Source organism: Rhizobium sp. P1_E6, from assembly GCF_056405875.1.
Genome location: NZ_JBFUBG010000135.1, coordinates 1 through 10,899 on the forward strand (window position 1 = coordinate 1; position 10,899 = coordinate 10,899).

Here is a 10,899-nt window from a genome sequence, read left to right on the forward strand (position 1 = left end):
GCCCTGTGCGCGCGAGACCTTCGAAGGCACCGCCTATATCGTCTGCCGCGTCGATCCGGCAAAGGCCGATCTTCGCCTGTTCTGGAAGGATGCCACGGACAAGCCCTATCGCAGCTTTTCAGGTGTCGCCGACGCCGTCACCAGCCAGGGACATCGGCTCGTCTTTGCTATGAATGCCGGCATGTACCGTGAGGATTTTTCGCCGATCGGGCTTTATGTCGAGGATGGCATGGCGCTGGTGCCGGCCAACAGCGATGCGCCGCCGAAAACATCCGGCCCGGTGCCGAACTTCTACAAGAAGCCGAACGGCATCTTCTATCTCGATGAGACCGGCCCGCATATCATGCCCACCGAGGACTTCCTGAAGCAGCAGCCGGAAGTGCGGCTCGCCACGCAATCCGGCCCGATGCTGGTCATCGACAACGGGATCAACCCGATCTTCATACCAGGCTCGACCGACCGCACGCGCCGCAATGGCGTGGGCATCTGCGCAGATGGCACGCTGCGCTTCGTCATCAGCGAGGACCGGGTGAATTTCCACGATTTCGCCCGGCTCTTCCGCGACGACCTCAAATGCCCCGATGCGCTCTTCCTCGATGGCGGTCGCGGCACCGGGCTTTACAATCCGGTCCTTCGCCGCAACGACACGTCCTGGCATGGCGGCTACGGGCCGATCTTCGGGCTGGTGGGGGAGAAAGAGGACTAGATCCTGGATCCGGCGTGCGCCCCGTCAGGCAGGCTGCATGGCCATCAGCTGCCGTGTGTCGACGATCTCGGCGAAATCGGATTCCAGATGTGCCATCGTCACGTCGAAGATGGTGCGGGCCGATAGATCTGCGGATGGCAGGTCGAAGCCGAGCACGGCGTCGCTGACGACGCTCATCTTGAAGCCGAGATCGGACCCGGCGCGCACGGTGGTATTGACGCAGAAGCCGGCGACCGCGCCTGTCACCACCAGATCCGTTATGCCGACCTCGCGCAGATAACCTTCCAGCTCGGTGGAGGCAAAGGCCGATGACGTGGATTTGATGAAGACCGGTTCGTTCTCCCGCGCTTCCGCGCAGGACATAGGCCGGTATCCCGGCGCATTTTCATTCAGCGGCGAGTTCTCGTCGGCATCGCGATGGCGGATATGGATGACGGGCTTGCGGGCGGCGCGAAAGGCGGCGGCAAGGGCTGCGATCTTCTCTGCTGCCTCGCCATTCACACGCCCGCGCCCGGCGTCGAGCCGCTCCTGCATGACCATCTGCATATCGATGATGAGGAGTGCAGTCGTCATGGTCCGGGTTCTTCTCCGCGCTTGAAGGGCTCTCGGCAAATCCTAGCATTTGCCGCTGGCCAAGTCGCTTGCAAAACAGGGCAACAGGCCCGACGGGTCATCACTTCTGCGCCAGTAGCATCACTTCTGCGCCAGTAGCATCATTTCTGCCCGCATTGCATGGGCTGGATGGTGACGCGAACTGCGGGCGTTGACTGGTTCGTCAATGTCCGCGCTGGTCCGGCCATGCAATCCGCCAAGTGAAGTCGCCATGCACATGAGATACGCCACCGACCAGCGGGTCATCAAACCTCTTTTCGTTGCGGCGGCATTTGGGCAGGGTCGGATGGGATCTCGAGTGTACGAATTCACGACGCAAACAACTGTGGAGGACATCCAGTTTCCAGAGGGCGCGATCGTCTTCGCGGACCCTGTATTTCCTCGACTAGGGGCAGCCGACTGCGCTGCTGTTGTCGGGCGACAGCATCTGACTTGCCTAGCATCAGCGGATGCGGCGCCACTGACCGCGTCTCGTTGGAACTTCCAAAACAATAACAGGAGTCAATCACCAATGTCGCATATCGAAAGCCAGCTGCAACGGTTTGGACTAGAACTTCCGGCGCCGATCCTGCTTCCGCCTGACGTGAAACTCTCCTTCCCCTGGGTCCGCATTTCGGGGTCAAAGGCTTATATTTCCGGACACGGGCCGCTCAATTCAGACGGCTCGATAGCCCGACCGCTCGGAAAGGTGGGGAAAGATCTGTCGTTGGAAGAAGGCTACCATGCCGCTCGCCTGACCGCGCTGGCAATGTTAGCCAGCCTGAAAGTTGCGTTGGGTGATCTGGACCGGGTGGACAGCTGGCTTCGCGTCTTTGGCATGGTGAATACAGATTCCTCCTTCAACTCGTATCCACTCGTTATCAATGGCTTCAGCGACCTTATCGCAGAGGTTTACGGCAGCGAACGCGGATCCCACGCCCGCTCCGCGATAGGCGTGGCAGGCCTGCCGTTTGATCTTCCCGTCGAGATTGAAGCTGAGGTTCTTATACGGCCTTAGCGACGGCCTGGACGTCAGCCTGGTCAAGATCAGTCAGCGGCGTCTGATCAGGAAATTCCCCTGGCCTCGGGCGGCCGTCAGCGCGCCGAGTTGCTCGATAACGGCCGGGTGACAGGCCGTGGTGCCGATGGAACAACTTCGAGAACGCCGCGGCGGTTTCGTAGCCGACGCGGCTTGCGATCCGGGCAATCCCCTCATCGCTTGATTCCAGTAGAAACGCAGCCTCCGACATCCGGCGCGCGATCAGATAGCGCTGCATGGACTGGCCGACGAGCCTGGTGAAGCGAGCCGAAAACACCGAGCGGCCGAGCCCCACGCGGTGTGCGAGGTCGCGAAGTGTCCAGGGCAGATCCGGTCGGTCGTGGATCAACTCGAGCGCCCGTCCAATATACGGGTCCGCCATCGCCCCAAGCCATCCGCCTTCTCCTGGCCCGAGAGATTTGATCCAGCTTCGCAACACCTCGACGAAGAGCACCTCTGTCATTCGCGAGAGCGCGACGCGTTGGCCGGGACGTTCAAGCGCCGACTCGCTCACCATGCGTCGCAGGATAGCCTCGAGCCAATCACCGTCGATCGTCGGCTTCAGGAGGAGTACGGGCGGAAGCAGTTCCATCAGGCTACCGCGCGAGGGCCACGATAGAATGAAATTGCCACAGATCATCGTCGAGAGCGGCTGCGCGCTCCCTCCGTGGCGCACGACGCCAAGACGTGCGGATCGATCGAGGTCGATAATCGGGAGCGGCTTCGTCCGGCTATCCGAGTAAATCAAATGGGGTTCGCCGCGTGTGACGACGACGAGATCGCCCTCCTCCAAGCAGAGCTCTTCCCCATGTTCGAGAGCGAGGGTGGCTGTGCCACGACTGAGATAATGGAACAGCGCGTAGGGGCGCTCCGGCAAGGCCAGGTTCCAGGGATGACCGAGCTCGAAGTGAAAGAGCAAGGTTCCGCTAAGGCGAACGCGATCGAGCACTTCGGCGAGCATGTCCATGCCCCTGATGGTAGTCCGCCGCACGGTCGGACACAATATCCGGACGATCGGGGCCTAACGTCCAAGAACCCTTCGTATTATTTCGTGTCGAGGTGAGCCAACAGGGTCACCCAGCAAGCAATCTGGCAAACTGCCGCAACACGAAGCGCGACTTTACCCAAGCGCCTGCCCTTTCCTTGGGATCGGGGTTGTCGGCATCCCAACAGGAGCAAGCAATGCGAATTAAACTACTCTTAGCCGCCACCGTTCTCTTCGCCGGGGCAGCGTTTGCCGCACCCGCCCGATCGGCTGATCTACCCAAGGGGGCGGCGCACAACATCGTGCTCGTCCATGGCGCTTTCGTCGACCAGACAAGCTGGAAGCCCGTTGCCGATATCCTCACGAAGAAGGGCTATAACGTAACGCTGGTGGAAAATCCTCTCACCTCCCTCGCTGCGGATGTCGATGCCACCAGGCAGGCGCTGGCGAAGCAGGACGGCAAGACCGTCCTCGTTGGCCACTCCTGGGGCGGCGTGGTCATCACGCAAGCCGGTGACGATGCCAAGGTCTCCGCGCTCGTCTACGTCTCCGCCTTCGCGCCTGATGTTGGAGAATCTCTGGCGGCCCTGGCCAAGAACGGCCCGACAACTGAAGGCACCAATGCAATTCATCCCGACGACAAGGGCAACCTCTATATCGATCCCAAGGTGTTTCCCACGGCAGTCGCGGCGGACCTTCCGCTGAAGATCGCCGAATCCCTGGCAAACTCGCAGCTTCCGCTGAACCACACAGCCTACGAGGCTCCGGTCGATATCGCAGCCTGGCACGACAAGCCGACGTTTTATGTGATCAGCACAAAGGACAGGGTAATCGCACCGGAGACCCAGAAATTGTTCGCGGCCAGGATCAAGGCCAAGACCACAGAGGTGGCTGGCAGCCATGCCTCCCTCGTCGTCCATGCGCAGGAAGTCGCTGCGGTCATTGAAAAGGCCACGCTCACGAACTGACGATACTGCTCCCGGTGCCACCGTGCCGGGAGTATCTCTCCCCCGCTGAAAACACGCAGGGCAAGGTTGGAACATGGGTCAACTCTCGGCGCAAATGCCGGGTCGGACGTGATGCGGTGCAGCGCAGCCGATGGCTCCGTACCGCATCAGGAAGGGCGCGCCCCGCCCCAGGCAGAGCCCACGACAACCAAAGGCTGAGTCCCCGCAAGAATACATTATACCCATTCGTGAAATCCGGCTATGATCCCGCCACCATAGCCGAGGGGTGGTGAAATGATTTCGTCGCTTCAAAACCTGCTTGCGGGGCGTGTCGACGTGTGCGTCGTCGGCTCCGGGCCTGTCGGTCTGGCGCTGGGCATCGCGCTTGCCCGGTCCGGGCTTTCGGTCGCACTTCTGGAATCCGGCGGCAAGAACATCTCGGCAAAGACGAACCGGCTGGCGGCGGCGGCCTCCATCAGCACCACCCACCATGCCGAAGCGAGCCTGACGATCCGCCGCGCGATCGGCGGCACCTCGAAAGCCTGGGGCGGCCGCTGCGTGGAGTTCGACGACAGCGATTTCGATGGCAGGCCGTCGCGCGGCGATGCGCGCTGGCCGATCGGGCACGACGCCTTCAGGGCCTATTATGACGATGCCCGCGCATTTCTGGGCGCCGAGCTGCCAGCCGTCGAAATGCCTGACATGGACGGCGATTTCGAGCCCTCGATCGAGAGCTGGGCCCGCGAGCCCGATATGGCCAAAGCGCATGGGGCGCTGATCGAAAGCCTGCCGAACCTGCACCTCGTCACCCGGGCAACGGTGATCGGCCTCGATGTCGATCGCGAAGGCGCCCGCACGAAACGGCTCATGGTGTGGCATCGCGGCAAACTGCATTCCGTCGGGGCGACGGTCTTCGTGCTGGCCTGCGGCGGGCGCGAAAATGCCCGGCTGCTGCTGGCAGCGCAGGAAATCGCGCCGCGGCTTTTCGGCGGCGTCGATGGCCCACTCGGACGCTATTACATGGGGCATCTGGCCGGCGAACTCGCCCGCATCCGCTTCACCGATCGCAGCTTCATGGAAAAGATGTTCTTCCGGCGAAACGGCACCGGCGCCTGGTTCCGCTCGCGGCTGATGCCCGGCGTCAGGCTGCAGCAGGAACATGACCTTCTGAACAGCGTCTTCTGGCTGCGCAGCCCGCCGCTGGAAGAGGTCTATGCGACGGCGGGCGCACGCGCGACGCTGAACATGTTCAGGGCGATCACCGGCAGGCGCAAGATGCGCCGGCTGTCCTTCAAGGCGCAGGTATCCGATACCGCCTCGCTTTCCGATCTCGTCGCAAACCCTGTGCAGAGCTTCAACGCCGCCCTGCAGCTGACGACGGCAGCGCTGAAATCCGAGCGCCAGCCGAACTTTTTCGTCAAAAACGGCGAACATCTCTACTGGCTCGCCTATCACGGCGAACAGCGGCCGGTCGCTTCCAACCGCGTGCGGCTGAGCGCCCAGACGGACGAGACGGGCCTGAAGCGGCTGGCGATCGATTTCGCCTTCGCCAGCGAAGACCTGACCTCCCTCATCAAAACCCATCACGCGCTCGCCGAATGGATCGGCGGCCGCGACATCGGCAGCTTCGAATGGCTCTGCCCGCCGGAAGACCTGGAAGAGGCCGTCCGCCGCCAGGCACTCGACGGCTACCACCAGATCGGGCTCACCAGAATGGGCGCCTCGCCCCGCTCAAGCGTCGTCGACGGCAACTGCCGCTGCCACGACCTCGCAAACCTCTATGTCGCCGGCAGCTCGGTCTTTCCGGTGTCCGGACAGGCCAACCCGACATTGCCGGCGGTGGCGCTGGCACTGAGGCTGGCGGATCATCTGAAGGGGGAATTGCAGGGCTAGGCGAAATGGATGAGTGGTACACGACGCGGACAGCTCTTGACCTGTTATGAGGCAGAGGCCGGCCGCCTGCGCCACGCGTCCACTATCGCGGAAACAACGGCATCCTGAGGGTCGCTGGTGTCCACTTCGATGTCATACTCGCAGTAGCCATGGGTTTTGAGGTGGTACGCCGCTTCCCCGATGGAGCGATTTCCGCGGTCCCGTTCGCGTCGCTCGATCTCCTCGATCGGGGCATGCACGCCAACCCAGAAGGTGTCCAGGTGCGCAAGGAGCTGTCGCAACTGCAGCCACCAGCTTGCTTCCTCGACGATGTGTTCGACGAGCAGATCATTGCCAGCTTCGGCAAAACCAACGATCGAGCGATGGAAGCCATTGAAGAACCTGGCTCGTTCATCGTGCGCGCCAAAATCCCGATTTCTACGCTTTATCGTCCGAAAACCCGCATCGGCAAGTTGATCCGAGGCATAGTAGCAAAAGGGCTCCGGAAGAGCCGTCCGCAAAGCTTTTGCCAAGGTGGATTTTCCAGCACTCGATGTGCCGTTCAAAAAGATGATGCGACCGTTCTGCATCGTTTAGGCTTCTCACACTCAAGGCAAAAATCAAGAGTTTGCACCATGGCTCGGCGGTTTCCTTCCTGCATCCACGATCGCCCGGACGACAAGCGCGATGCGTTCGTCACGCATGGCGGGCCGAATGCGGCCCGACCGTTCGAGCTCGGCAAGTCCGTGAAGGGCTGCCCAGAAGGTTTCGGTCACGATCTCCGCATCGGCGCAGAACGGAGATACCACTGCCGCCAGCACCTCGAAACCGGCCCGAAGTTCCGCTCGCGTGTCGGCTTGCGCGAACCGCAATTGGGTCGGGAGGATAAACATGGCCTCATAGAGCGACGGGCGGCTGTGCGCGAAGGCGAAATAGGCCACGGCGACATCCATGAGGGCATCTTGTCGGCCGTTCGCCCCGTCCGCGGCACTCAGAAGAACGGCCGTGAGCTCCTTGAAGCCCTCGACTGCGACTGCTGCTACGATCGCGTCCCTGTTCTCGAAATGTGAATAGAGAACCGGCTGGCTATATTCGATCTCCTTGGCCAGCCGGCGGATCGTGACGGCATCCCATCCCTCGCTCTCTGCGATGGCACGGGCTGCCGCGACGATACGATCTTCGCGATCGGCGCGTTCCCGGCTTTTTCGCTCTGCGATACCCATTCGAAAACTCCCCTGCACGGACATGTGAACATCAGGACCATATCACGGCTTGAAAATCTAGCAACGCTAGCATAAATAACTAGCATCGATAGATTAACTTAACTCGCTAGAAGGATGGCATGATGGACTGGCTTCTGAATGGGATCGCATTGCTCGTGGCCCTCGCAATCATCGCGATCGGCACCGGTTATATCGCGAACCCGACGACAATGACGCGCAGCTTCGGCCTGCCGCTTCCGGCAGACGACCCTAACACCGTCCCGTGGCTTCGCCTCAAGGGCGTCCGTGACATCGCGGCGGGTCTGCTCGTGCTCGCCTTCATGCTGTGGAGTACTGAGCGTGAGCTCGGCCTCGTCCTGCTGGTCGCGGCGATCATCCCTGTCGGCGACATGCTGGTTATTCTCGCCGCTAAAGGATCCGCGAAAAGCGCCTTCGGCATCCACGGCCTGACGGCAGCCATCATGGCGCTCGCCGCCATCCCGATGATGACAGGGGCGCACTGAGATGGTCCACACTCTCTCCCTCTGGCTCCTTGGGGCAGCATTCCTCGGCGCGGGCATCGTCAACGCGATCGGCGCGGCGGGAACGCGAGACGATTTCGTCAAATGGGGCTATCCGCGCTGGTGGGGCATCCTGACCGGCGCCCTCGAGATATCGACCGCCGCCCTGCTCGCGCTTCCCGTCAGCCGCATTCTTGGCCTGGCGCTTGCGGCGGTCGTCATCGCAGCCGCGATTTTCACCGTTCTGCGCCACCGCGACTATCAGCATCTTCCGCCGCTGAGCGTCTTCGTGACCCTGATTGCTCTTGCCACGATCTCATCCTGAGCACCGTGAGCATATACCCTGACGGGATTCACAAGGCTGCACAATTCAGGATAGCGCAACATCTGTTAGAACATTTTCCGGGCATCAATGTTCTTTCATACCATAATCAGCAATGGCTAATTGTTGTTATCGACGCCAGGAGTGCATCATTTCCCCGGCAGGTTGGAAAGACGCAATCGAAGATCATCGACATCAAGGTGGAGGAAAGAACATGAACCGCATCGCAGCTTTCGCAGTGATCCTTGTTTTCGGCGCATTCCCCGCAATCGCCGCGACCGCGATGACAGGCAAGGAACTGACGGCCCTGTTGTCAAATGGCAAGGAACTCACCTTGGGCGGACCGAAGGAAGGGTATAGCGGCAGCCTGTCGATATCGAAGGACGGAACCGCCAAAGGTCAGGTCAAGCTCGAAAACGGTGACGTGATCCCGATCGAAGGCAAATGGCACATTGCCGGCAACAAGTTTTGCCGAACCTGGAAGGCCGGCCGAGACGCCGGAAAGCAGATCTGCGAGACCTGGAACAAGACCGGCCCGAACTCCGTGCGCGTCATGAGCGGCAAGCGCGATCTCGGCCTCAATTCATGGTGATCGCCGAACCGGTTGGATCGGCTATTCCCCCTTTTCGTCGGTCTCATCTGCCCCGGGCTTGGTGCTGAAGAGGCTCTTGAGCGCATTGGTCTTGGATTTCTGCGCCTTGCTCAATTTCAGCGCCCGATTGGCGGCCTTGGCCTGTTCCAGCATCATTTCGATCTGGATCTGCTGGATCTCGGTCAGCCGTTCCCACTGCCGGTTCAACAGGTGATCGACCTTTTCATGCAGGTGGCGGATTTCCAGCTCGGCCTTGAGATTGACCTTATAGTCGTTGAGCGCCCGCAACCGATCCTTTGCTTCCTGGCGGCGCTGGCTCATCATGATGATCGGCGCCTGCAGGGCGGCAATGGTCGAAAGGATAAGGTTCAGCAGGATGAAGGGATAGACGTCGAAGGCGGCTTTCTCGCCAAGCAACAGGTTGATACCCATCCAGACGGCGAGGAAGAAGCAGAAGGAGATGATGAAGGTCCAGCTTCCGCCGAAGGTCGCCACGACATCGGCGACACGATCGCCGAGCGAACGGTGTTCCTCGTAATCCTCTTCGATGTTTTCGGCGAGCGTGTCATGCGTCTTCAGGCTCTCGACGACCTCGTCCTCGAGGTTGGAGAGCTCGCCGCGTTCGTCGCGCAGCAATTCGGCAATGTACTGGCCGCGATAGTCATCGACCATCTTGCGGCTGATATAATCGTCCGAGCGGATGCCGGGGTGTTTCTGCCGCACGAAATCGGCGAGCGCGGGACGCAGATCGTCAAAATGGAAGGCGTCCTTCTTCTTCAGTGTGTGGCCGGTGATCGCGTCCACCAGCTTGACGGACTTTGCCTTCGCCTGCGCCAGGCTCTTGGAATAGTCGTCCATCTCGACGGTGGCGGCTTCTCCGTGCCCGGCATCGAAGTCGACGATTTCTCCTGTTAAATCCAGGGGTTTCTCTTCTGCCATCTGCTGATCCTCGCTGCCGATTTTTCGCCCGTCTAGCCATCAATTCCAACAGGATTGTGACATGGATTTCATTGTAAATTGAGGGGGCTGACGGGTGCGGCGGAATGCCGCCTCGCGCCGCAAGAGGGTATGCTCCGCCTCAAGGGCGTCCGCGACATCGCGGCGGGATTGCTCGTGCTTGCCTTCATGCGTTGGTGCACGCAGCGCGAGACCGGCCTCGTCCTGCTGGTCGTGGCGATCATCCCCGTCGGCGACATGCTGGTCATTCTCGCAGGCAAAGGCTCCGCAAAAAGCGCCTTCGGTATGCACAGCCTGACGGCAGCCGTCATGGCGCTATTGCCATGATGACAGGCGCGCGCTGAGATGGTCCGCACTCTCTCCGGCTGACCGATACCAGCGCAGACTGGGCACGGAAACAGGGGAGCCAGCTGATGGCATGCTTTCAGGAGGAAAGGCTGGCACGGGATGTCACAGGGGTCCAGCGCACCCAAGTCCTTGAGTGTGGGAGGGGCCGCGAGCGGATGGTCCGCATTGGATACTCATTTCCCTGTCGTCCACCTCGACGCCGTCGGTCACAAGGAACGATGACGGCTCGATGGAGGTGGAGATCGCCTGGACATTACCTCTTGCCACTTGTTGACTCACCGGTGGTTGAACAATAACTTGCTAATTCGGTCGTTAGGCTTGTCCTCACATGACGGATCAATCTCTTCAGCGTCGCCTTGCCGCCATCGTCGTTGCCGATGTGGTGGGATATTCACGCCTGATGGAGGCTGATGAAGTCGCAACGCTGGCGAACCTCAGGGAACTCCGTTCCGGCATTATCGAGCCGGCTGTGATGCGTCACAACGGTCGCGTCTTCAAGGTCGTGGGCGACGGCTTCCTGATCGAATTCGGCAGCGCCGTGGACGCGGTCGCAGCAGCGTTGGAAATGCAACGGGCCACCACTGCTGTTAAGGCTTCCGGAGACCGGCGCCTGCTTTTGCGTGTCGGCGTCAATCTGGGAGATGTCATTGACGATGGTTCAGACGTCCTCGGCGACGGGGTCAATGTCGCGGCGCGCCTCGAGACGCAGGCCGCGCCGGGAGGTATCTGCATTTCAGCCAGCGTTCACGGCGAGATCGTCGGCAAGATCGGCGACCGGTTCTTCGATGCAGGCGAACGCTACCTGAAGAACCTGACC

Annotated in this window: 14 protein-coding genes; 9 read left to right on the forward strand and 5 right to left on the reverse strand. The window is 61.0% G+C overall.

All coding sequences use genetic code 11. The annotated features are described in order from the left end of the window. Positions 1 to 706: phosphodiester glycosidase family protein (locus AC1D35_RS32905; protein WP_477942044.1), on the forward strand; the 706-nt coding region annotated here is incomplete at its 5' end. A 24-nt stretch (positions 707 to 730) separates the two neighbouring features. Here the strand turns inward: AC1D35_RS32905 and AC1D35_RS32910 are convergent. Then, on the reverse strand, positions 731 to 1,279 hold the full coding sequence (locus AC1D35_RS32910) for an isochorismatase family protein (protein ID WP_113309131.1): 549 nt from the start codon (positions 1,277 to 1,279) through the stop codon (positions 731 to 733). A gap of 550 nt (positions 1,280 to 1,829) precedes the next feature. Here AC1D35_RS32910 and AC1D35_RS32915 point away from each other — a divergent pair. Beyond that, a complete protein-coding gene (locus AC1D35_RS32915; RefSeq protein WP_113302120.1) occupies positions 1,830 to 2,315 on the forward strand; it encodes a RidA family protein in 486 nt (161 codons plus the stop codon). Here AC1D35_RS32915 and AC1D35_RS32920 read toward each other — a convergent pair. Next, positions 2,302 to 3,303, reverse strand: a complete 1,002-nt coding sequence (locus AC1D35_RS32920; protein WP_113309132.1) for an AraC family transcriptional regulator — start codon at positions 3,301 to 3,303, stop codon at positions 2,302 to 2,304. The genes AC1D35_RS32915 and AC1D35_RS32920 overlap by 14 nt on opposite strands. A gap of 215 nt (positions 3,304 to 3,518) precedes the next feature. Between AC1D35_RS32920 and AC1D35_RS32925 the strand changes: the two genes are divergently transcribed. Next, positions 3,519 to 4,289: an alpha/beta hydrolase gene (locus tag AC1D35_RS32925; protein ID WP_113309133.1), complete on the forward strand. Its 771-nt coding sequence runs from the start codon at positions 3,519 to 3,521 to the stop codon at positions 4,287 to 4,289. Positions 4,290 to 4,562: 273 nt separating this feature from the next. Further along, the gene (locus AC1D35_RS32930) at positions 4,563 to 6,161 is read left to right on the forward strand and encodes a GMC family oxidoreductase (RefSeq protein ID WP_113309134.1); all 1,599 of its coding nucleotides are present in this window, start codon (positions 4,563 to 4,565) and stop codon (positions 6,159 to 6,161) included. Positions 6,162 to 6,205: 44 nt separating this feature from the next. On the opposite strand, the gene AC1D35_RS32935 is transcribed toward AC1D35_RS32930, so the two are convergent. Together AC1D35_RS32935 and AC1D35_RS32940 are read right to left on the reverse strand one after the other, a co-directional pair. Further along, positions 6,206 to 6,730, reverse strand: coding sequence for a phosphotransferase-like protein (locus AC1D35_RS32935; protein WP_113309135.1), 525 nt, complete (start codon positions 6,728 to 6,730; stop codon positions 6,206 to 6,208). Between the two features lie 30 nt (positions 6,731 to 6,760). Beyond that, positions 6,761 to 7,363: a TetR/AcrR family transcriptional regulator gene (locus AC1D35_RS32940; RefSeq protein WP_477942048.1), complete on the reverse strand. Its 603-nt coding sequence runs from the start codon at positions 7,361 to 7,363 to the stop codon at positions 6,761 to 6,763. A 122-nt stretch (positions 7,364 to 7,485) separates the two neighbouring features. Between AC1D35_RS32940 and AC1D35_RS32945 the strand changes: the two genes are divergently transcribed. The 3 genes from AC1D35_RS32945 to AC1D35_RS32955 all read left to right on the forward strand — a co-directional run bounded on the left by AC1D35_RS32945 (position 7,486) and on the right by AC1D35_RS32955 (position 8,777). Further along, positions 7,486 to 7,866: a DUF4267 domain-containing protein gene (locus AC1D35_RS32945; RefSeq protein ID WP_113309151.1), complete on the forward strand. Its 381-nt coding sequence runs from the start codon at positions 7,486 to 7,488 to the stop codon at positions 7,864 to 7,866. 1 nt (position 7,867) lies between these two features. Continuing rightward, complete coding sequence (locus tag AC1D35_RS32950; protein ID WP_113309137.1) at positions 7,868 to 8,188, forward strand: DoxX family protein; 321 nt, start codon at positions 7,868 to 7,870, stop codon at positions 8,186 to 8,188. A gap of 211 nt (positions 8,189 to 8,399) precedes the next feature. Then, complete coding sequence (locus AC1D35_RS32955) at positions 8,400 to 8,777, forward strand: hypothetical protein (protein ID WP_113309138.1); 378 nt, start codon at positions 8,400 to 8,402, stop codon at positions 8,775 to 8,777. 21 nt (positions 8,778 to 8,798) lie between these two features. Here AC1D35_RS32955 and AC1D35_RS32960 read toward each other — a convergent pair whose 3' ends face one another. Beyond that, positions 8,799 to 9,716, reverse strand: a complete 918-nt coding sequence (locus AC1D35_RS32960; protein ID WP_113302111.1) for a DUF1003 domain-containing protein — start codon at positions 9,714 to 9,716, stop codon at positions 8,799 to 8,801. 129 nt (positions 9,717 to 9,845) lie between these two features. Between AC1D35_RS32960 and AC1D35_RS32965 the strand changes: the two genes are divergently transcribed. Continuing rightward, on the forward strand, positions 9,846 to 10,061 hold the full coding sequence (locus AC1D35_RS32965) for a DUF4267 domain-containing protein (RefSeq protein WP_113309139.1): 216 nt from the start codon (positions 9,846 to 9,848) through the stop codon (positions 10,059 to 10,061). 349 nt (positions 10,062 to 10,410) lie between these two features. Further along, on the forward strand, positions 10,411 to 10,899 hold a 489-nt coding region (locus AC1D35_RS32970; RefSeq protein ID WP_477942051.1), incomplete at its 3' end, for an adenylate/guanylate cyclase domain-containing protein.

What these genes read in the sequence shown, in the direction of transcription:
- AC1D35_RS32955 (WP_113309138.1), top strand. Translation starts at nt 8,400, where the DNA reads ATGAACCGCATCGCAGCTTTCGCAGTGATCCTTGTTTTCGGCGCATTC.
- AC1D35_RS32935 (WP_113309135.1), bottom strand. Translation starts at nt 6,730, where the DNA reads ATGCAGAACGGTCGCATCATCTTTTTGAACGGCACATCGAGTGCTGGA.
- AC1D35_RS32945 (WP_113309151.1), top strand. Translation starts at nt 7,486, where the DNA reads ATGGACTGGCTTCTGAATGGGATCGCATTGCTCGTGGCCCTCGCAATC.
- AC1D35_RS32930 (WP_113309134.1), top strand. Translation starts at nt 4,563, where the DNA reads ATGATTTCGTCGCTTCAAAACCTGCTTGCGGGGCGTGTCGACGTGTGC.
- AC1D35_RS32965 (WP_113309139.1), top strand. Translation starts at nt 9,846, where the DNA reads ATGCTCCGCCTCAAGGGCGTCCGCGACATCGCGGCGGGATTGCTCGTG.
- AC1D35_RS32910 (WP_113309131.1), bottom strand. Translation starts at nt 1,279, where the DNA reads ATGACGACTGCACTCCTCATCATCGATATGCAGATGGTCATGCAGGAG.
- AC1D35_RS32920 (WP_113309132.1), bottom strand. Translation starts at nt 3,303, where the DNA reads ATGGACATGCTCGCCGAAGTGCTCGATCGCGTTCGCCTTAGCGGAACC.
- AC1D35_RS32960 (WP_113302111.1), bottom strand. Translation starts at nt 9,716, where the DNA reads ATGGCAGAAGAGAAACCCCTGGATTTAACAGGAGAAATCGTCGACTTC.
- AC1D35_RS32925 (WP_113309133.1), top strand. Translation starts at nt 3,519, where the DNA reads ATGCGAATTAAACTACTCTTAGCCGCCACCGTTCTCTTCGCCGGGGCA.
- AC1D35_RS32915 (WP_113302120.1), top strand. Translation starts at nt 1,830, where the DNA reads ATGTCGCATATCGAAAGCCAGCTGCAACGGTTTGGACTAGAACTTCCG.
- AC1D35_RS32940 (WP_477942048.1), bottom strand. Translation starts at nt 7,363, where the DNA reads ATGGGTATCGCAGAGCGAAAAAGCCGGGAACGCGCCGATCGCGAAGAT.
- AC1D35_RS32950 (WP_113309137.1), top strand. Translation starts at nt 7,868, where the DNA reads ATGGTCCACACTCTCTCCCTCTGGCTCCTTGGGGCAGCATTCCTCGGC.